Origin of the sequence: Bacillus sp. FSL K6-2861 (genome assembly GCF_038630725.1) — a bacterium.
Taxonomy (GTDB): Bacteria; Bacillota; Bacilli; order Bacillales; family Bacillaceae; genus Bacillus; species Bacillus velezensis.
This window is the reverse complement of the sequence record NZ_CP152037.1, coordinates 1,932,656-1,953,518: the sequence shown is the minus strand read 5'-3', so window position 1 is coordinate 1,953,518 and position 20,863 is coordinate 1,932,656. Positions and strand designations below refer to the sequence as shown.

The window sequence follows — 20,863 nt, the reverse complement described above, 5'->3', positions numbered from 1 at the left end:
ATTGATAATCCTGCCTCCTATGCCTCAGCTCTTTTGGTTGTTAGACTGATATTCCCTTTCCTGTCAACATGATCAATTCTACAGACCGTGTGGCTATAGATGCTGTTCTTATATACTTTAGGAATAAAATTGTTGCCTCTTCTGAATCCAGTGAACATGAGCAAAGTTCCTCTGGTATACCAAGACTTCTCAACAACCTCTTTCTTGCCGCCAGCAACAGGTCGAGAAATCTGTTTATTATAATGCCCAAAGCTACCAGCCCACTGTTTAACTGTAACCACCCCTGTAGGTGTAAGGAGTGTGATTGTGTGCTTGTTTTTATCCCTGTCTAATACGGTTCCTATAATTCTAGTCGTTTCATATTCATACAGAGTTTTTCCTCGCCATTGATATGGTTTCCCTTTGATTGGCTCTTCTGGCAGCTCATAAAAATCAGCAATATCATACTTAGCAAAGTTAACACCAGAAAGTTCATGATCGTTATAGTAATAACTCAATGAATCCATCTCCCATTTACCAAGAGATCCATCGGCATACTTAGACCACTCTTTCTTAAGTAAGCAATTGTTAAGTCCACTTAAGGCTTCTTCAGTCGATATCCAGTCTTTGATTTTGGACATTTTACTGTCATATTCTTTTTTAAACAATCTTTCTGATATAACAAGTTGTCCATTAATCATATCAACGATTCCGCTTTCACTGAAATGCTGATTGTAAAAGTCGGAAGACATATCATCTAATAAGAAAAGCCTGTCTTTTGGAGATTTCATTGTCTTGTAAACCTTTTTGCTGATGTATTCTTTGAAACGGAAGAATCTAATTTCTAAAGCATATCCCTGGGGAACAATATTGTTTTCAATTAGCATTTTTAAATTCGATAAAGTTAGTTTGGTTTTAGGCTCAGATATCAAACTAATAAAGGATTTCATTGTTTTTTGTCTATCACCAAAAGAATCAAAACAACCACCTTTTATTAGTTGGATTACCTGTCCTTTTTTAAGGATGCTACTTCTGAACATTCTTTCGATGAAGTCGTCAAAGTCACTGTATGGCCTATTTGCAATTATTTGATGAACAACATCGTCACCGATTCCATTCATTCCTTTTAATCCAAATATAATAGAGTTACTTTCCGTATCTGATTTAAAACCAAAATTTGCGCTATTGATATCAGGTAAATCAACTTTAATTCCTCTTTTTCTGATATTCCCTATAGCTGCAGCCACTTTCCCATAGTTTGTGGCGGCTGATTTTTTGGTGGCCTGATCTTCTTCGCTCTCAATTCCACCACTGTTGACCGTTAAACAAGCTGTGCTCCAATACAATGGGTTGTACTTATAGTTAAGGTTCAATTCTTGAAGAGCAATAATAGAATATGCAAGAGTATGCAGACTGCTGAACGAGTATCCGAATTGTCTTTTAAATTGCACTTCCCAGACATAATTTAAAAGGTTTTCAGATGTTCCCAAGCTTCGCCCTTTCTCAAAAAACATTGTCTTTATTGCATCAATCATTTTTTTGATTTTTTTGGCTATCCCTTTTCTTAGCTTATTAGATTCTTCAATGCTAAACCCAGCAATTTCTTTGTCCATGGATAGCATCATAACTGATTCCTGTGTATCTGCGATCCCGTATAGACCTTCTTCTGGTTTATATAGATGTTTTTTAAGTACATCCATTTCTTCTGAACTTAAATTGTAATTCCTCATTTCTTGATACCAGTGGTCGATGTCTTTTTTAAATCTTACATATGTATCTACAGGCTGTTCTTCCCCTTCTGACATCAGTCTCATTAAAGAATTTGTTACGGCTGTTTCCAATAAGTTTTTCGGCTTAACTTTAACAACGGATTGGTTGCCCACTTCTGTATCAAACTGAAACAAATCCATTATTTCTCCTTCGCCAGCCATTTCCCATATTCTCTTAGAGTTATACTCCAAAGTGTCTGGATGCAAATACTTAGTATAAGTTCTTTTTAAAGTTCCTTGGGACTCTATTTGATTGTCTTCGATAAGCTGGTCTAAGGCTACTCGAATTTTATCTAATCCCTCAATAGTCAATAGATCATACTTAACTGAACCCATTGCTTCACTGTCGCCCATATTGAACTGTGTGATATATGCTCCTTTTGGTGTCCTCATCATTGCGTTTGATTTGGTGTATTCATCATTGAATATTAGGACGCCGGCTGCATGAGAAGATCGTTTGTTAGTTAAACCTTCAATTTTCAGACAGGTTTCTTTCAGATTGGGATATCCCTCGACCTCTCTAATAAATTCCTTAATAGGCTTTCTTCCTAATTCTTCATTGCCAAAGAAACAATCGGAGAGAGTCCAGTTTGCCCCCCTTTCAAATGGAATCATTCCACTTAAATATTGAGAGATATCGTTATCAATTCCTAAGCCTCTGCAAGCAGTTTGAAGTGCGGATTTAGATTTCTCAGTTCCAAAAGTGCAAATCTGCAGTACTCTTTTTTCTCCAAACTTGTCCCTTAATGCTTTTAAGATTCTTGGACGCTTAGATCCTTCAGTATCAATATCGATATCCGGTAAATCTGGTCTCGATTTATGTATGTGACGCCAATGAGGAAGGTTGTACTGCATTGGGTTAATTTGCGTAATATCTAACAAGTAGTTTACTAAGAAACCTGCTGCGCTCCCCCTTGCTGCTCCAACTAAGCTGTCTCCTCCACACTCATCATCCCAAATTGTATTGATGATTTCCCGGACAGTAACATAATAAGATGACATGGCCTGTTTTAGCTTCTCACTAATTTCCCAAAGCTCACCCAATTCTAGATCAATCCGTTTTAAAATTGAGTGCAATTCTTTTTTAGACATATCCTTTTTCATTAGCTTTGCCTTAAAACCATCTTCAATTAGCTTTAACAAATACCTGTCCTGTTCTTCATCAGATTCAGCCATTAATTTTATATATTTATATTTCTCATAAGCCGGCTTGAACAAATGGGATAATTCAAACTCAGGTAAAGCCATTTTTGGAATAATTGGTTCGTGCTCAATAGTATAGTCTTCAATCATCTCTCCAATTAGCAATGTGTTTTCAATAGCCTCATTGATGAGCTCTTCGTCCATGTAGTCCATTCTCTCATGAATTTCATCAACATTCTGAACAAAACATGCTTCATAAAAAGAATCGACTTCTCTCTCTCCATCCTTGGCGTTTAAAAAGGCTTGATGAATTGCCCTGTCTTCCGGTCTAAGAAAGTGTGCATCGGTTGTGACAATCACTTTCAATCCATAGCCGTTAGCTATATCAACAAGTTTCTTATTACAATAAATTTGCTCTTCACTTAAAGCTGGCTGAAGCTCAATAAAGAACTTATCTTTCCCAAAGACTTTAATACACCATGTTAAAAACTCATGAATTTTTAATTTGTGCTGCTTGATTGACTGAATGTCTCCGTTTTCTTCGCATTCTTTGATTCTGAGTAAATTGATATTCACCTCGGAGCCAAGACAAGCTGTTGTAGCGATAATATGACCTGGATCTTTGCCAAGCAGTCCTTCTACATCCTTTTTAACTGTTGGCACTCTTTCCATTGTTCCTGTGTAAAATGAATTTTCCCAGGCTTGTGAAGACAGTATTCTTAGCTGCTCATGTCCTATAGGGTCAATTGCCAACATTAAAAAGTGCGGAAACTTTGTCTGTCCTGACTTATAGTTATCACGAACTTCTTCCAGTGAATCGACTAAATATGCTTCATTCCCAAGTATGAGTTTAAAATCTGCAGGCATATCCCCTTCTTTCTTCATTTCTCTGACAGTCTTAATTGCTTCCAAATGCGCTGAAAGAACCTCATGGTCAGTTATGGCCAATCCTTTATAATTCATCTGAACCGCTGTTTTAAGCAATTCTCCTACTGAATTTGTTGAATCGAGAAGCCTTATGTTACTTTTATCAGTGTGACAGTGGCATCCAATCAATTTTCATCCCCCTTAAAACACAAGCTCTTTTTTCTTTGTGCGAACCACCTCCAAGTCATAAATTTCAATTTGAGGTGTTTGTCTGCCCTTATATTCATTTACCCTTGCCTTACCAACAACATTAAGTATTAAAGTTCCATTTGATTGAGTAAGTTTCTCAAAGTATTCTATATCGCTTTTAAAGCGTATGTATTCAATATCTCCATGCTTAAACTTGACTGTTGTCTTGTTCTTTTTCCCGATGTGTTCAATTTGATCAACATCAACTTCTAGTTCTGTTATTGCTACCAATGGTTCTTCGACCTTATAGCCCCAATAATCTTTATAGCTATACAGCTTAATTAAAAATTCCTTTCTAAGTTGATTAGCTGGTATCTCAAAATCAACATTTTGAACATCTTCTTCAATATCTATGTCTTTAAATTTTTCATTCAGCACTTTGTTCACCAGAATTAAGTTCTGTCGTTTAATTGCAAAACCAGCTGCATTTGGGTGACCTTCAACAAACTCAAACAATCCAGTATCTATAAGCACTTTCTTAAAATCCTTTATAAACCCTTTGTCATACCCACGTATAGAGCCACTCAAGATATCTTTACCTTTTTCGGGATCGTTTCTGGCTAACAAGACCGGCTTTTTATATTCTTCTGCAAGCTGATTGGCCACCAGACCAGTTAGACTCTTATCTAGAATTCCTTCAATGTAAACAATGAGTACTTTATTCGCTGTTAAACTTTTCTCCTCTATTCTATTTTTAATTTCCACTCCAGCTGCATCTGCAATCCGTTTCTGCTTTGCTTTTAGATTTCCTAGAATTCTAACTGTGTCATCATGTATTGACACAAGCTCTGTTTCACTTTGCCCACGTTTTTTGTAGGGAACCTTTTCTTTAGAAAGAAGGAATGCTCTCATCATTTGATCTTTTTCTTCACTGCTTCCAACCCTAATGGCAGCGTTAATTAAAGGGTTAATAAAGAACTGTGTATTCTGTATGTTCTTGTCACCCTTGGTTGAAAACTCTTGCTTCTTAAACAGCTTCTTTAATAATGGATGCTTTATGTTCCTCAAGCCTTCATTCATAAAGTACCTGGTTTCAAGGTTTCTTGAATCAGCCGAATCAGCAATGTTACCAATAGATACAAGGTCTAAGAATTGTTCGGCTTCATTTTTATTTAGCTTTTCATCAACTGCCTGGCAAAATTTATAGGCCATTCCTGCACCTGTTAGAGTTTTATTCGAATAATTAGGCGAAAGTTGATTATTTACTACGATCGCATGTTCAGACTCTCGTTCACATTCATGGTGATCAATAACAATTATTTCTGTGCCTCTCTTATTAAGAGCCTCATGTTCCTCAAATTGACTTGAACCTGCGTCTGGGATTATGACTAAGTCAACATCATCAGGAATTGTATCAATAAAAATCCCATGTTCCTTCCCATCTTGAATTCTGTAATGTATATTTGCTTTCGGACAAATCTTCTTTATATAATTGATAATGATTGAACTGGATGTGTACCCATCTACATCGCTATCCACTTGAACAAATATTTTATTTTTATTCTCTAAATGCTTTATTAAACAATCAGATGCTTTATCAATGTTATCGAGTTTTGAAAAATGAATGACCGAGCTCTGGTTCACATCAATAAAGCTCTTCGGATTTTCAATCCCTCTGTTTTTTAAAATTGTCGATAATGGATTGAAATTATAATCATTGTTGCCAATGAGCTTATAAGCCACTAAATCCCTCCTTCATTCGTATTGATTTCAATTTTTCTTCTCATCAACTCCTCTAAAACGTCTTTTCCCTTATCAGCTGGACTGTCTTTATAATCCAACATGTTTTCAAAATCCCATAAAACATACACACGAACATACGGCGTAAATTTTGCTGCAAGCTTCAAGATTTTTTTCTGATACTCTAGCAGTTTACGTTGATACATCTCCTCTGTCTCATGCTCTTTCGGTGGTCTATATTTATCTAAAGCAATAAACACTTCTTCCACTCCAAGAGAAAGTAAGATATCACGGTGAAAATTTGAAATGTTGTTTGAACAGACTGCACATGTGAAATTTGCTTCACCATAAAAGTCCTGGCATTTTAAAACAGACTTTTCTGATTCAAAAATTAAGGCTTTTTTAAACCTTTCAATTGAATCTTTTGTTTTATGTAATCCATATAAATTCATCATGGTCTGATGATTATACAGGGTGTTCCCAACTTTTAAAGGCATATATTTATAACCGGCATCAACTTCCTCTTTAATAAGAGATCGTCTACGTATGCCAATCAATCTATTATTTAAATCTCGATGAGGAATGGTTATACCTTCTGTGTAGCTTCTAAAATAGTAGCCAATTTCAAAGTCATTTAATGTTTGCATGCTTATCCCCTCTTCCAGCCACATTTGATGAGGATAAGGCAAAAACACATCTAAAACAGTTTCATTGAAGCTGGGAAGCTCAATGTCTATCTTTTTTTTCTTATTGAACTTCCCCATCCATTCCCAGTCATCAATTAAATCATTGTTCGTGAATGTTTCCCTGTTACCGAAACCAAATGTTCCCCCAGCTAGCCTTGCAACATACTCAATGGCTTGATTAAAAGATATATTGACCCCTTTTTGTCTTTTGGCTCGTATAACAAGCTCAAAGACATCGAATGTGTCTCCACATTCTGTATAGCAATGAAATTGCTTTGCTTCGTGGTAATAATACAGTTTGTAGCTACCACCAGAAACGTTATGGCAAACGGTTCTGTATATTGGGTTTCCTTGTTGATCCCATTGATTATTTTCGCTACCCAATTCTTTTAATATTTTATGTATATCCTCAAGCGTAAGACTTTCTTTTATTCTGTCCTTATCATATTTCAAAGGGTGCTACACCCCTTATCCTGCTTTAACATTCAATTTTTCAACTGTAATTAATTCGTTATCGAGATTTGTTGTGAAGCAATCCTTGATCCGCATATTTCCCATATTTATATGGGAGAAGACTTTTACTTTGTCGTACTCATTTCCCCTGTTTTTAAACACGTGTGTAACAAAATTTGGCTCTGAATAAAAACCTGCTTTTAAAATCGGATCAATAGCATCCTTCTCTTTTTTACTTAGAGGAAGAATAATCATTGCAGCATCAGTCTTATCTGCAATAGCTTTACTCCCTCTAAGGTAAGATGCATCTATAACTTGACCTTTTTGCCATGCCTCTTTCCATTCACCATTTAACTGAGTAGCACTCATCATATAGACATCGTATTTGTTGCATAAGCCCTTTAACTTATCAGACATAAGCAAAAGGATTTGATCCTCTCTTAGGTTGACGCCGCTTTTTTTACTCATCTCCGAAAAAATTGTCACCGAGGAGTGAATATAATCAAAGTAAATGTACTCAACATTATTTTTAATTACATTCTTTTCAATCGTTCTCTCGATCTCCTGGATATTAAAATCAGGCAGATGCTCGAACCAAATATTGGACTCTTGAAGAACTTTAGCAGCTTTACGCACAAGCAGTTTTTCTTGCTCATTAATAGTATTTCTGAGTATTTTTTTCTCTTCTACACCACTGATATAGGCAAGTGCCAAACTTTGTAATTCCTCTGCCATCATTTCTGTTGAGATTACCGTAGAACTTTCATTCCAAGGATTTTTCACCCACTCCTTCTTTTTAAGGTCGTACAACTCAGTTGCACTCAATCGACAAGCATCAGCAACCATATTTCTTGTTTTACCACCACCAGTAATACTTGAGCGAATGTAAAATTTTTTCTTGCGAGACCCGCGGAAAATTGACGTAAGCATTTCGCTATTTAGTGGTACTCCAATATCTGGCGACTCCTCAAAAGAATCTAATAACTCATTAATGCCTTCTCCGCCTTGAATTCCCACGCTTTCGGATGAAGTTCGAAATTTCTCTTTTACATCTACAATCTTCATTTCATAAGCTGCTAGAATTTCATCAATCGATTTCTTATCAAACTGTTCTTGCATTTTTTCTTGTTCTTTTGGATCAATTATAGTTTCATCATAAATCTCCTTGATATCGAAACCTAAGCCGCTCATTTCTCTGAGCAAACTAAACTTTTTTAGTCTTTTGTAGTGGTAATCAAAGTTTTCGACCACAGCCAGCTCTTGAATTCTCTCGATGTATTCAAGACCATTGTTATCATGAAAAATCTTATATTGGATGTCGTAATCTTTTAGATATCCATCTATCTCAACCTCATTCAATACTTCTGTCCCTTGCTGGAATAAGTTACTCATAGCAAAAAACAGTATTGAGTGAAATCTTGAAGGGAAATCATCCGAAGTAATCCTATACTTGTTGCTTTCAGACAAGATTGTGGGATCCTTGAGTATGCTTCCTAAAACCTGAATAATGGCCTGTTTATCTTGTAGCAAATGGACTCTCCTTCCTATAATGTTGAGATGTCAACAAGTCCCCTTTTCTTCCGCAATCCCTTTTTTATAATTAATGTGATTTCTTCTCTTTTGTGATTCTTAGGGTCTTCAGCTGATTTTTGGATTGCCTTTTGTTTTATGTAATGGCGCTTAGCCTCGTCATATACAAAAGGGACGATTCCAATGCCGTCTCCCTCTCTTGGGTGATTCTCTAGTGTTTCATAAAAGTACTTAAGTGCAAGCTCAATTCCTTTTAGCTTATAACCATAATCCTCTTGAAACTCTTTGATCTGTTTTAACATCATACCGGTCGGGGATGAAAGGCCATATAAATTGCATATGTATTGCATTAGCTCTTTTCGGTGCTCTGATTCTTGCTTCCACGTGTTGAAGCACTGTTCATGGTAGTATCTTTTTTTATAAGGAATCGCTAAATCTTTATCTAATTTAGTCTCACAATAGGGACACTTTACCTGCCTACCCATTTAATCACCTCTCATAAAGAGAGGGAGATGACTCCCTCATTTTTAATCCTCAAGAAGATCTTTAAGATCATCTAAAATAACTGACATTACATCAACTTGTTTCTTAGTGCATTCAGTTACTTTTGCATTTTTACCTAAGTGCTTTTCAACTATTTCATTCAATTCCTCTAGTTTGCCTTTTTCGTTTAGGCGAATCCCGACTTCCTTAATCTCAGCCATAAGCGTTTCATAATTATTTTCCCCAATGGAATACACTTCTTTTTTCTCTTCTTCAGTTACCAGTTTAATGCCTTCCATTTCTCCTTGTTTAACAATCCCATCAACAATAGCCTTTGTAAGATTTTCCGCTGTAAACTCCTCAATAAATGTTGGCACATAGTCAAATTTTGATCGAGCGAAGAATTCATCAGTTTCAGCAAGGTATGCGCTTGACTTAATTACAGTGCCATTCTCATCTACTCCATTCGACTTAAGATAAATAGTGAATTCACAGTTATCACGAATGGTTGGCATTAACCTCTTATCGCCTTTTGGCTGTATCTTTCCATTTTCATCTTCAGTTTCATGAGTGATAAACACGATTGTAAAATCAAGTGATATTAGTTTATCGATTTGTTCCCATAATTCAGTTTCATATTCAGACCACAATCCATACCCACTGTTACCTTCTTTTAATCTGTTTACACCGTATGTATCACAAATATATTTAGAGCAATATCTTGCCATAATATCTGCACCATCAATTACAATTGTTTTATATATTTCTTTTGCTTTTTCTGCATTTTTCTCAAATTGTCGTACAATTTTTGAAAAATCAGACCATCGATTAATTGGGTAAAATGGAATGCCATCTCTCGCTGCCAATCCTTTTTCAAAAGCGATGAAGTAAGGCTTCTCCATTCTTGAAGCTTGATATGTTTTTCCTAAGTTGTTACTGCCGTAAATAAGTATTTTTTTTCCTTCTAGTCCTTGTGCTACTACTGAAATTTGAGGGTTGAAAATATCGATTGTCATTTAAACTCTCCTTTAGTTATGATTTGATGGGTGAGTCAAAGCCCACCCAGTTATGTATTTTCAGTTAAATTATTTTATTTTTATCCATTAAAAAGGGAGGTCATCATCTGAAATTTCAACTGGCTTTGAAGGCTTGTTATTAGGAGCGCTTCCGCCAAACCCAGACTTTTTATTATTCTCATTGCCACTTTCATTCTTAAGCTCATCTAGGTAAATCTCTCTTTCAGTCAACGCTTTTTTAATTGCATCTGCATTAAAAGCATTTTTGCTATCCTCGTCATATGGATCATTGCCACCTGTAATTAGGTACTCTCTTTTCGAATTAATTGTTATTTCTTTCTTGTCTTCGCCAAATGCTGCTGTTTTGGTCGTTACTTTTTGCTCTTTAAAGTTAATAATCTTCCCAAAAACGTTAACCGTAGACCCTTTTTCATAATTATTTTCAACGTAATGAGACCCTTCTTTTGTGACTACAAATTCAAACGGAATTACTTTCCCACCATATAAAGGAATATAACCATTTAAATTAACTCTGCCCGTTTCTTCACCTTTTACTTTTTCTTCGATTACGTTCTTTACAAACAGCTCAACATCAAATTCTGCTCTTGGATTGAATTCTTCATTGGCGTCCAGTCTATTTACAAAGTTAGTCGTTAACTGTGGATACGCCTTTAAAATCCCTTGTGAGTAATATTCGTTTAATCCAATCTTTCCTTGGGTAATTCTCACTTTATCAGCTTGATCTCTCCCGTGTTCTGCAATGGACTTATAATCACTGATAATAGTTTGATAACCTTTGGCAATAGCATTATCTGTGCCATCAGCTTTCTTATATTTTGAAAAGCCCTTCACTGTATGTACTTCATTTGGCGCAACCTCAATGTCTAATTCAATATTTAACCCCTTGCCGCTTTTCCACTCAGTGTGTCTTACCTCAGCAAGTGTCCCCTCAATAGTTACAACATTTGATGCTTCACGTAATACTGTTTTATTTTCTGCCATTTAAATAATCAACCTCTTTCTTTTTCGTTTATATTTTATTTTTACTCTTAAAATGCCTATAATGAGACTTACTACTAAACTTACAATCCTTGATACCCAGTAGCTTGTTTAATTCTATGTATCTCTTTTTTGGAAAGTCCCAAGGTTCAGGATCACCTTTTACATTTTCTATCCTTATTACTGTTCCATGCCGGATTGTGATCTTTAAGTTTCCGTATGAATATGTTTTAGAAAAAAGACCTCTTTTAATTCCTCTTGGCTTAAATTCCTTTACCAACATCACATTCCTGGTTAATTTTCTCCTTGCTTGGTCTTCATCGATGTCGTAATTCCTTTTGACATCGTTTTTGTATGTATGTAAAGCTTCAGCAGATACTTTCAGTATCTTTAATTCCTTTTTCATCTCTTTCCTCCTTTCTCTCTGTGGGATAACTTAATCTTACATCACCAAAACAGATTGGTCAATAACTATTTTATTTTTATTCTAAAAAGTTTTAAAAAGAGTTGAGCTACTATCTGCAGCTCGACAAAGTGCTTATATTTAGCTGGAAAAGTTGTTAATCCTTTTAAGGTTGTTATCCATATGTTTTAATAAATGAAGTTTTTCATTAAAATTTGTATATTCCTCTTTAGTGATTTTCTTTGTTAATTGGTATTGACTTGAATCTAATTGAACTTTATGACCGAGTTTATCTTTAATAATTACGTGTTTAACATTAAAAATCTTGTATACTTCATAAAAGGAGTTCATATCTAGATCATCATATTTGTTTGCACCATTGCCACTTTCTTCAATTCTATTACCATCATTGTCTATACGTCTTGTATCGATTGGCTTCACAAAATCACCCAATTGAGGTCTTCTATTAAGAGTTTGAAAGTAAACCGTTTCACCGTGCTCGTTTTTTGCTGTTAAGAAATTCATTAGTTTCTCCTTTATCGACGATATTTTTTAGAATACCTCATAAAAGAAGAGCCGCTTAAATAGCAACTCAAAATGTTTATCTTATTAGCCTCCCACTCTAACTCCCATGACTCAGCCTCCAATAGAATTGATTGACATAGTACCACTCCTTTTATTAAATCAATTATACCATTTGCAAAGGAGTTTGAATAATCAAACAACCTCACTCCAAGACCACATGTTCATTGTTTGCAGCGTAAACCCATCAGGAAGTTTTTTCATTTTAACATTCACATTATATCTCTTCCCAGTAGTCTTATGGATCACAGCAAGATCTTCACCATCATAGAACCTTACAATTGCTTCATTAAATTCAATTGGCTGATCAACCACATAACCTTCTTTAAGCGCTCTAATATACAGATAAGGGTCTGTCTTATAAAGCTCATATAGTCTATTACCAAAGTCTTCGTGTTTATCTCTAAGCAGATTAAAATTAATCAGGGATATGTACAGTTTTTCAGATATGTTTAGCTTGTTCTTGAAATACCGGATTGCTTCATCTTGTTCTTTGCTTAAAATATTGGTCATATATCCATCTCCTAATCTTGTTAAAACTACAGTTTTATCTAGACCACAATATCTCCTTCTGCAGTCTTCAGCGTTCCACTATCGAATGTGTTATGAATTAAGGTTGTATTCTTTGCTTTATCTGTGCAATACGGGTGAGATAATACCTTACCTCCAATTCCACGCGCATCGTTTCTGACGAGACGTACCTTGTTTGTATTCTCTAAATAAACACCATATCCTTGGTCTGTTGACCGGTTAAACATGATCTCATTACCCTTTAATATGTGTTCTGATCCACCAGTCAATTGAATTGCGATTAATGCTTTACAGAAATAAATCTGATTCTCACTAATCTGACAACTGTACTTCTCAGGAGTACCTTTAATTGCTACGTTCCTAGGCTCATGAATTTCATTTCGTTGCAGCGAGACGGAAGAGTCTTTATCCCAGAAGATGCCGTATCCACTTCCGTTTAACAATAAGTCATTCCCCTTTAAACGAACTGACTGAGACCTTTCGCAATAAATTCCACCGTACACATTTACAAATTCATTATTAATTAGACTGATTCGGGTAGAGTCCATAATCTTTACAGCGTATGCAGAGATTGTTCCTTTCCCTTTGTTGTTCACAATCCTTACATCATTTGAGTTTCTAACCTGGACTTGAATACAGTCACTGTTCTCTATTCTGTTATCTGTGATTAATACATCTTCTGCCTGATGTGTTGAAATTGGACATGCCTTTATCCCTTCTAGAGTATTATTTGATATCGACACGCCTTTTCCTCTTGTGCAAACTCCTACTTCAAACCCTCTTACCGTATTGCCCTCAATTTGAACTCTGTTTCCGGATTCCGTACTTGAAACACCGACCGAGTCAATTCCGTATTTCTTAGTCTCTGCATCATTGATTATCTTGTTGTTTTTAATGCTGACATCAGTGCTGAATCCGTAAGAAATAACATTGTCACTGTAGTTCCCTTCAATAATTACTTGACCGCTTGTGTGAGCTGTAACGGATCCACGTCCGTTGTTTTTAAACCGGCAATTTCGCACAGTTAATTTATACGGGTGATCATATTTAATTCCGTTTTCTCCAAAGCCCTCTAAATCAATTCCTAATTGTGGCCCAATTGTATCTCCCCCAGCTTCCTCTATATCACAGTCATCGACAAGAAGACCTTCACAGCCATTGGTAGCCAGGTTATTTCTTCTCCCTCTTAAAAGAGTGCACTTTCGAACGGTTACATTCTTTGAAGGCGTATATGTTCCTGAAGTGTTCATCATCCCATCAGCTGCTATCCAAATGTTATCTCCAATACAGTCAGAGACTTGTACATTTTCAATTAACACATTACTGCTGCCATGAATATGAATTCCATATCCCCATTCATGTGTCCTTTTAATTGAAGTTACTTTTGAATAATCGTGTTCATACCGGTCACCTATAATTTGACCGCCACGAATCGTTACATTACTCGCTTGGCCGATATAGAAACAGGAGTAGCCTTGAGAATCATTTGGCTGCACTTTAAATATAGCCTCTGGATGCAGTATTAACTCAATATTTGACGGCACATTAATACCTCCGCCAAATTCAGGCAACCGCCTTGACGTATTCACTGCATCAATTAAATAGGTGCCTTTTGGAATATGTACTTTATAAAATGATTTTGAGCTTGCGTACTCTAAGGCTCGGTTTATTCCTTCTGTTGTTTCAATTGCATTTGACCCTTTATCATCAATTCCCCAATCCAGAGCATTAACAAAATAGTATAAGGGCTGATGTATACTCATGTTGTCAAAACCTTCCCTTCTACATTTTCATTGAGAAACCGTGATAGGATGTCAATGAAGTTGTAAAAGGTTTCATTTCTTGTTCCCGAGCGTCCTTTTAGAGAAAAGGTGTTAAACATTGATTTTCGTAATCCAGTACTCAATTCAAGCTGAATACTCTTTCCTGTTTTATTTTTATTGGCAACATTATTCGGGCTACTACCAGATAACCTTGTGCCTTCATCAAGAAGCTCTGCAGAGTAACCAGCATTATTTAATGTACTTGTTATCGTTTCAGCTTTGTCTCGATCTGTGCCGCCAACTAAAACATGTTCTTCATTACTTGCATAGCCATGAAGTGACATTGTGAACTCATGTTCCTCCAACATTTCAAGTGCGTGTGGTTCATCAAAATTCGTACTGGTCAAATGTAAATCAAATGCTCCTGGTATCTTTAGTGCTTCAAAAAGATATGTAGAGTATGTTTCGCTTAATTCCTCTGCAAGCTCACTTGTTCCCCCTTCTATGCCACCTCCATGGGGAGCAAGAATTAATACATCAGTGTCTTGCTCTTTTGAGAACACGCTAAAATTGAACGGTGATTCATTCGCTTTGAGCTCTTCAAAGTTACGATACTTGTCCGCTGCTAAAATACTCACTGGATTCAGGAACGAAACCAAAGCTGTCACCAAGATTGGAAAAGTCTTCTTAACTGTGATATACTTTAATAGCTTCACTTCGCGGTGAGGTGGGCAGATTAGAGTGTACCGTCCAAAGTCTCTCTTTTCTGCTCCTTTAGTCTTTTTTAACAAATCCTCTATTCTGGTTTTAATCCTTAACAATTAATAACCACTCCTTTTTATTTTTGTTTTATTCTTAAAACTCAAATCATATGGATCAATCACATTGAAATCACCCCCTTTAAATAGCAATTCACTTTTATTGGATCGTAAGTATTGCAGGATTTACTGTTCCTTAACCTTCATAACCGTATTCTTTATAATGCCATCTTCTTAGTTGATCTCCATGTTCCCAACATTGAGATAATATACTTACAGACGCACCATACATATATCCTGTAATACCTTCTGTGTCAGCTTCACGTGATAATTTTCCAGCAATATCGCTTACTTTTGCACCTTTAGCAATCTCATTTTCCATTAGATTAGCCCATCTCTCTACATACTTAAATATACCTGAGCCATACATGCATCTATTTTTAGACTTCCAACTCTCGTAAAATTCAATATCCTTAACTTTCATAATTGTCTCCTCCTTTAATTTGTTTAAAATATCGTTTTTATTTAGATTCTAAAAGCTCAGGGTCTTCGTAAATGTTGCCGATGACTTCTAAATCAACATGAGCTACAAATACAGTAGTCAAGCCTCGCTTTGTTCGCTTGAATCTAAAACCTGGCACCTCTTTTGTCCAATAGATCCCGTCTGAAGCATGTTCAACCACTTCTTCCTGCCACAAAACTTCTAATAGCTCATTTGAATTATCACGGTGGTTCCTTACAATATCTCCCTCATAAATCTCCTGACCGTTCTTGTCCTTCAGCCCGGTATATTGCAAATAAATTAGATGGTGCAACGTTTTAAAATTAGGTTCGTCTTCTGTAATGTCTGTAGCAACAATACCGCTTCCACCAAAATCAAAAACAATGTCATCTTCTTCGCCTAAATAAAGCATTCTGTCTTTGACATCGTCCCAAGCCCGAAACTTAATCTCTCTCATTCTCCTTACCTCCCGTCCATTGGCCTAATATTTTCAAAATCCTCTATTTCATCAACATATTCAACGTATTCTATTTCGATATTTCCCGCGGCATCTTCATGCACCCATACCTCCATTTCGGCTACCGCTTTCACTTTCGCTTTGTATCTCATTTTCCTTACCTCCATTTTCAATTTATTTTTCTCCTTATAAAATCTCTGTTTTATCAAATTTCTTTCTTAGAAATTCATATTTCTTGAGTGTACGTTCATTCTGATCTTCTTCCTTTAACTCTTCCATTACCTTACGGATTAACGGTCTCCAAACGATCAAGTACTTTAGAATAAAAGAACATGGTATTCCAATGCTTACAACAAACATTCCAATTCTTCGTGTTATTATCCTCTGATTGTCTATGGCAGTTAAACCACCAAATAGAAAATATACGAACAAGTTCATACCTACTAACGCTAAAGCTCCAAGGAAAAGTTCTCTTCTTAATATCCGTGCATCTCTCAATAAATTCAGAAACATCACCCTAATACACTTATTTTATTTTTATCCAATAAATCAATTATGTAAGTCTCATACATGTCATCCCAATAAGGATCTGTTCTTGCTATGTATTTCTTTGCTCTTCCATTCTCCTTAATCTTAAATGTTTGCCCCTTTTGAATATCAGTGAACCTCTTCTTTGTCCATATCCCTCTAATTAACACATCCACTTCTTTAACCTCAACTGTTTGTTGCTTCATCACATTCCTCCTTTTTGATTTTCGTGTATCAAGCCTGTACAATATTCAAAAACCCTAAAGGATGATGAACATGTGTGGCAGGTTCACTTTATTCTCTGAGTTCGATGACATCATTGAGCAATTCAATATAGATCAATTTTTGCCTGAAGACGAATACCATCCAAGTTATAACGTCGCTCCTTCACAAAACATCCTGACAATCATTAATGATGGGTCAAACAATCGTCTGGGTAAGCTTAGATGGGGTCTTATTCCTCCTTGGGCTAAGGATGAAAAGATCGGGTATAAAATGATTAATGCTCGTGCTGAAACATTGGCCGAGAAACCCAGCTTTCGAAAGCCACTCGTAAGCAAACGTTGTATTATCCCAGCTGACAGTTTTTATGAATGGAAGCGTCTTGATCCAAAGACTAAGATTCCTATGCGTATTAAGCTCAAATCCTCCAATCTCTTTGCTTTTGCCGGCTTATATGAAAAGTGGAACACGTCAGAAGGCAATCCGCTGTATACTTGCACAATCATCACAACAAAGCCTAATGAGCTTATGGAAGACATTCATGATCGGATGCCAGTTATCCTTACAGATGAGAATGAAAAGGAATGGCTAAATCCTAAAAACACTGACCCTGATTATCTTCAAAGCTTACTGTTGCCGTATAACTCTAATGACATGGAAGCTTATCAAGTTTCATCCTTAGTTAACTCACCTAAAAACAACTCACCGGAGCTCATTGAATCCCATTAAGTACCACAGTCGTTTTGCTTTATATATCACCTTCGCTTAGCTATTATGTTCTAAGTAGGAGGTGATATATTGTTTGTATCGCCAATGTTATTGCATTCAATCAAAGAACCATTTGATGACGATAGTTATATTACCGAGCTGAAATTTGATGGAATAAGACTCATCCTTTCTAAATTTGATAATCAGATTAAGCTATACACTCGTCACAACAACGAAGTAACAAGTAAGTTCCCAGAACTCTTGGACTTAGATATTCCAGATGGAACCGTGCTCGATGGTGAAGTTATTGTAGCTGCCTCAGACGGTGCTCCTGACTTTGAAGCTGTAATGGAACGTTTCATGTCCAAAAAATCAGCCCATAAGATCGTTTACTGTGTCTTTGATGTTATTTACAAAGACGGTCAGTCAATAGCAGCTAAGCCGCTCACTGAGCGTAAGACAGTTCTGAACTCACTTGAACTGAATCATCCAAATGTTTGTGTTATCGAAGGAATTCAAGGTAACGGTCTTGCTTACTTCAACCTGGCCAAAGAAAAGAATTTAGAGGGAATCGTAATCAAGAAAGCTAACTCCCCTTATGAGATCAATAAACGTTCGCATAATTGGCTTAAAGTGATTAATTATGATTACACTGAAGTTCTCATAACCGGCTACACGAAGAAGGATATTAAATTCCTTCTGTCTTATCCTGATGGAACTGCAGCTGGATTTATGGAATTCATGCCGAACGCGGAACGAAGTAAGTTGCACTCTATGAAACATGTAAAGTCTGAATCTGATGAATATGTATTTATCGAACCTATCTTATGTAAGGTTAAGCACAGATTTAAGACTAAGCATGGCAAACTCCGCATACCTTCCTTCGTATCCTGGAGAGTATAATCTCTCCTGTACATAACTCCTTAATGCCAAGCCCTTTAAAGCTTAATGAAAATTTAGTACATGGATCAATTAGTTTCCATCCATTCATCGAAGCTATAAGGATAATCAACAGTCTGTATAAACCCTATTTCTTTTGCCTTCTGACGGATTTTCATACATCCTTCATAGCTGTAAGCCCATATTTCTTTATAATCCCTCAGCTCACCGAATTTCCCTGTTATGATGAACTTTCTAAAACTGTTGACCAGTTGCCACATGTTGCCTCCATGTGAAAAGCCGTTTGGACTACCGTATCCCATTTCATATGGGTAAACGTCAGCTCCCGTGTAATCATCAACGAAAAACAGTTTCTTCTTAAACCTGAAATACGCTATGCGATTCATTGACTTACAGAAGAAAGTACATCTATCAATGCTTGCGATAAGCTTAATCAAATCGTTTATGTCGTTCATTCTTTTCAATTGCTCTCCTGATGCCATCTACACCCTCTCCTTCTATAAAATAACTATTTTATTTTGATCCCTAAATAATTTACCAAATATCATAGCCCACAAAATCATTTAAAATATTCGTCATTTCCTCATTCTCTTCTTCTGTCAATCCATATTCATCAAGTCTCTTTAAATAATCTTCTCGTTCGTTCTTGGTCAATTCCCTTCCTCCTTTGATTCCACATTAATATTCAATACGTTTGCAATACGTTTGCCTACCTCATCGGAAAATGTTTGTGACACCCTTTCTTTAAATCCATGTAGCAGCCGACCTCCGTTTTCAAAACCTTCTTCAATAAGTTTGTCAATCTTTGCTCCTGCAATACTATCCAGCTTTCCTGACTCAGACATCTTCTGAACTTCATTAGAAACCGCAATGCTAATCATTTCTTGTACGTCTTGTCTTGAAATACCTAATTCATTATGTATGTAGTTTTTGACTTCTTTGTATATACTATTTTTATTTTCAAAGGTCTTCTCTTTATCTAGAGAGACGAGAACGTAATAATGTCCATGATAAAAACCGCTATATAATTCTCCCTCATCTTCGAATGTATCAACATCCACTCCATCGTCGGCGGCTTTGCGAACAACTCGGACAATGCCATTCGACTCTCCTTTATAAACATGAATAACTTTATCGCCTACTTCCCCCTCACGTTCGACCATTTCGTAGCGTCGACCGTCAATGTGCACGATGTTGGTAGGTTCGAGAACGTGGTATTCTTCGCGGTAGATAAGTCCGTCGCAATTAATACCAGATGAGGCTGCGTCGCTGTGTACGTCTCCGTCCATTGTGTGATGAGTGTGATTTACTGTAAAAATATCGCCGATTTCGTAACCTTCATCGAACTCCTCTTTCCCAATAATTACGATCTTCTCACCGACCTCCGCCTTCCGATCGACCTTTACGTATTCCCGCTTGATGCCGCCAAGTGTTTCGTCAGGCAGTACGTGGGTATTTGCGTTAGTTTCCATCATTTATCCCACCTCAATATTTTTTTAAAAAGTTTTTTCAATCTTTTTAGACTTTCATATTGGATTTCACTCTTTATATTGCAAAGGCATTATGCAAGACAGATGCCAAATATTCTCGGAGGTGAAATCCAATGAAAATTCTAATGGATCTTTTCACAACTTGGATTTTTGATAAAGTCATGGATTATTCACTAGGAGCTGTAATTTGGTTTGTGTTTAAGTCAAAGCAGAATGAGTATCCCGATGACTTTGAGAAAAAGCGTCGATTCAGACTTTAAATTGACTGACTCGTATACTGATCGCTATCGCCGAGCGCATCAACTTCCGTAAACACCGCCTGCTCGACCGGCTTGATTAACGCTTGTGCGATACGATCTCCTTTGCGAATAGAATAAGTGTCGTCGTGCATTTCGTAATCCTTACGTTTTTGGGACCCGTCAATAAATAGTAGATACCTCGTAGATGGACAGAACGGATCACAGGCGATATTATCGACAATCACTCCGACCTCGCCCCTATAGCCCGCGTCAACTGTACCGAGCTGCACGCGCAAAGGCGTCTTCAGCGTAATGTCAGAGCGCGGTCTTATCTGCATTTCAAAGCCTTCCGGAATCTCAAACGCTAAGCCCGTCGGCACACACGCCGTCTCGCCCGGTTCGATAATAACATCCTCTGCCGCCACTAAATCGAAGCCGGCGTCTGTTGCGTGCGCATATGCCGGAACCTGTGCGTCTGGTGATAACCGTTTTATATTTACGTTCATTTCGCTTCCTCCCATTGTTTAAAATCACGATTTTAACTATTTATGATCCATTATTCACTTCCGAAGCATCTTCCATTTACCTCATAATTAATGTATAAAATGTTAATGGAGTTGATATAATTGAACCCTCGAAAAATTTTATTGAGTTCTGCTTTAACATTTGGCATGCTAACATCCGCTGTTCCTGCCTTGGCAACAAGTTCTTCGTCTGAAGTGGTAGTAAAAAGTGATGAATATGATTATGACACCATATATCAGATTAGCCCAATACCAAACTTCAAGCCTTCTATTGAATACAACGGATATACTTATACTCTTACAAGATATTATTTCGATTACTCAATTCAGTTTTATACGGCTATTTATACAAAAGTTGTTTAAGCTTAAAGGTAGGGGCTTTTTAGCTCCTTTTTTCTTGTT

General features: G+C 36.6%; 22 protein-coding genes. 3 read left to right on the top strand and 19 right to left on the bottom strand.

Annotation, left to right across the window (positions count from 1 at the left end; translation table 11 throughout):
• Nucleotides 1-17 precede the first annotated feature (17 nt).
• The 16 genes from NYE62_RS09575 to NYE62_RS09500 form a co-directional block, all read right to left on the bottom strand.
• Nucleotides 18-3,947, bottom strand: coding sequence for a DNA polymerase III subunit alpha (locus NYE62_RS09575; RefSeq protein ID WP_342497434.1), 3,930 nt, complete (start codon nt 3,945-3,947; stop codon nt 18-20).
• Nucleotides 3,948-3,959: 12 nt separating this feature from the next.
• A complete protein-coding gene (gene recJ / locus NYE62_RS09570) occupies nt 3,960-5,690 on the bottom strand; it encodes a single-stranded-DNA-specific exonuclease RecJ (protein ID WP_342497433.1) in 1,731 nt (576 codons plus the stop codon).
• Entirely contained in the window at nt 5,690-6,826 is a 1,137-nt protein-coding gene (locus tag NYE62_RS09565) for a hypothetical protein (protein ID WP_342497432.1), read from the bottom strand. The genes recJ and NYE62_RS09565 overlap by 1 nt, the downstream gene beginning before the upstream one ends.
• Before the next feature lie 15 nt (nt 6,827-6,841).
• Nucleotides 6,842-8,356, bottom strand: coding sequence for a replicative DNA helicase (locus NYE62_RS09560; protein ID WP_342497431.1), 1,515 nt, complete (start codon nt 8,354-8,356; stop codon nt 6,842-6,844).
• A gap of 14 nt (nt 8,357-8,370) precedes the next feature.
• Entirely contained in the window at nt 8,371-8,841 is a 471-nt protein-coding gene (locus tag NYE62_RS09555) for a hypothetical protein (RefSeq protein WP_342497430.1), read from the bottom strand.
• A gap of 42 nt (nt 8,842-8,883) precedes the next feature.
• Nucleotides 8,884-9,855: an ATP-binding protein gene (locus tag NYE62_RS09550; protein ID WP_022553130.1), complete on the bottom strand. Its 972-nt coding sequence runs from the start codon at nt 9,853-9,855 to the stop codon at nt 8,884-8,886.
• A gap of 87 nt (nt 9,856-9,942) precedes the next feature.
• Nucleotides 9,943-10,857, bottom strand: a complete 915-nt coding sequence (locus NYE62_RS09545) for a hypothetical protein (protein ID WP_022553129.1) — start codon at nt 10,855-10,857, stop codon at nt 9,943-9,945.
• A 28-nt stretch (nt 10,858-10,885) separates the two neighbouring features.
• Complete coding sequence (locus NYE62_RS09540) at nt 10,886-11,260, bottom strand: hypothetical protein (RefSeq protein WP_342497429.1); 375 nt, start codon at nt 11,258-11,260, stop codon at nt 10,886-10,888.
• 138 nt (nt 11,261-11,398) lie between these two features.
• A complete protein-coding gene (locus NYE62_RS09535; protein ID WP_342497428.1) occupies nt 11,399-11,782 on the bottom strand; it encodes a hypothetical protein in 384 nt (127 codons plus the stop codon).
• 192 nt (nt 11,783-11,974) lie between these two features.
• Nucleotides 11,975-12,352, bottom strand: a complete 378-nt coding sequence (locus NYE62_RS09530; RefSeq protein WP_342497427.1) for a hypothetical protein — start codon at nt 12,350-12,352, stop codon at nt 11,975-11,977.
• 38 nt (nt 12,353-12,390) lie between these two features.
• Nucleotides 12,391-14,133: a right-handed parallel beta-helix repeat-containing protein gene (locus NYE62_RS09525; RefSeq protein ID WP_342497426.1), complete on the bottom strand. Its 1,743-nt coding sequence runs from the start codon at nt 14,131-14,133 to the stop codon at nt 12,391-12,393.
• Nucleotides 14,130-14,954 (bottom strand): poly-gamma-glutamate hydrolase family protein, encoded by an 825-nt coding sequence (locus NYE62_RS09520; protein ID WP_342497425.1) that lies wholly within the window; start codon nt 14,952-14,954, stop codon nt 14,130-14,132. The genes NYE62_RS09525 and NYE62_RS09520 overlap by 4 nt, the downstream gene beginning before the upstream one ends.
• Before the next feature lie 133 nt (nt 14,955-15,087).
• Entirely contained in the window at nt 15,088-15,375 is a 288-nt protein-coding gene (locus tag NYE62_RS09515) for a hypothetical protein (protein WP_342497424.1), read from the bottom strand.
• Between the two features lie 37 nt (nt 15,376-15,412).
• Complete coding sequence (locus NYE62_RS09510) at nt 15,413-15,850, bottom strand: YopX family protein (protein WP_311379261.1); 438 nt, start codon at nt 15,848-15,850, stop codon at nt 15,413-15,415.
• Nucleotides 15,851-15,855: 5 nt separating this feature from the next.
• Entirely contained in the window at nt 15,856-16,002 is a 147-nt protein-coding gene (locus NYE62_RS09505) for a hypothetical protein (protein ID WP_342497423.1), read from the bottom strand.
• Nucleotides 16,003-16,362: 360 nt separating this feature from the next.
• Complete coding sequence (locus NYE62_RS09500; RefSeq protein WP_342497422.1) at nt 16,363-16,584, bottom strand: hypothetical protein; 222 nt, start codon at nt 16,582-16,584, stop codon at nt 16,363-16,365.
• Nucleotides 16,585-16,654: 70 nt separating this feature from the next.
• Here NYE62_RS09500 and NYE62_RS09495 point away from each other — a divergent pair, with 70 nt between their 5' ends.
• Entirely contained in the window at nt 16,655-17,329 is a 675-nt protein-coding gene (locus NYE62_RS09495) for an SOS response-associated peptidase (RefSeq protein ID WP_199022590.1), read from the top strand.
• A gap of 69 nt (nt 17,330-17,398) precedes the next feature.
• The gene (locus tag NYE62_RS09490) at nt 17,399-18,211 is read left to right on the top strand and encodes an ATP-dependent DNA ligase (RefSeq protein WP_342497421.1); all 813 of its coding nucleotides are present in this window, start codon (nt 17,399-17,401) and stop codon (nt 18,209-18,211) included.
• Nucleotides 18,212-18,276: 65 nt separating this feature from the next.
• Here NYE62_RS09490 and NYE62_RS09485 read toward each other — a convergent pair whose 3' ends face one another.
• From NYE62_RS09485 to NYE62_RS09475, 3 genes are all read right to left on the bottom strand, one after another.
• On the bottom strand, nt 18,277-18,690 hold the full coding sequence (locus NYE62_RS09485) for a hypothetical protein (protein ID WP_205164332.1): 414 nt from the start codon (nt 18,688-18,690) through the stop codon (nt 18,277-18,279).
• Between the two features lie 168 nt (nt 18,691-18,858).
• Complete coding sequence (locus tag NYE62_RS09480; protein ID WP_342497420.1) at nt 18,859-19,680, bottom strand: hypothetical protein; 822 nt, start codon at nt 19,678-19,680, stop codon at nt 18,859-18,861.
• Nucleotides 19,681-19,954: 274 nt separating this feature from the next.
• On the bottom strand, nt 19,955-20,443 hold the full coding sequence (locus NYE62_RS09475) for a deoxyuridine 5'-triphosphate nucleotidohydrolase (protein WP_342497419.1): 489 nt from the start codon (nt 20,441-20,443) through the stop codon (nt 19,955-19,957).
• Nucleotides 20,444-20,563: 120 nt separating this feature from the next.
• Here NYE62_RS09475 and NYE62_RS09470 point away from each other — a divergent pair, with 120 nt between their 5' ends.
• Nucleotides 20,564-20,824 carry a hypothetical protein gene (locus NYE62_RS09470; RefSeq protein ID WP_205164329.1) on the top strand — a complete coding sequence of 87 codons (261 nt, stop codon included), beginning with the start codon at nt 20,564-20,566 and terminating at the stop codon, nt 20,822-20,824.
• Nucleotides 20,825-20,863: the final 39 nt, after the last annotated feature.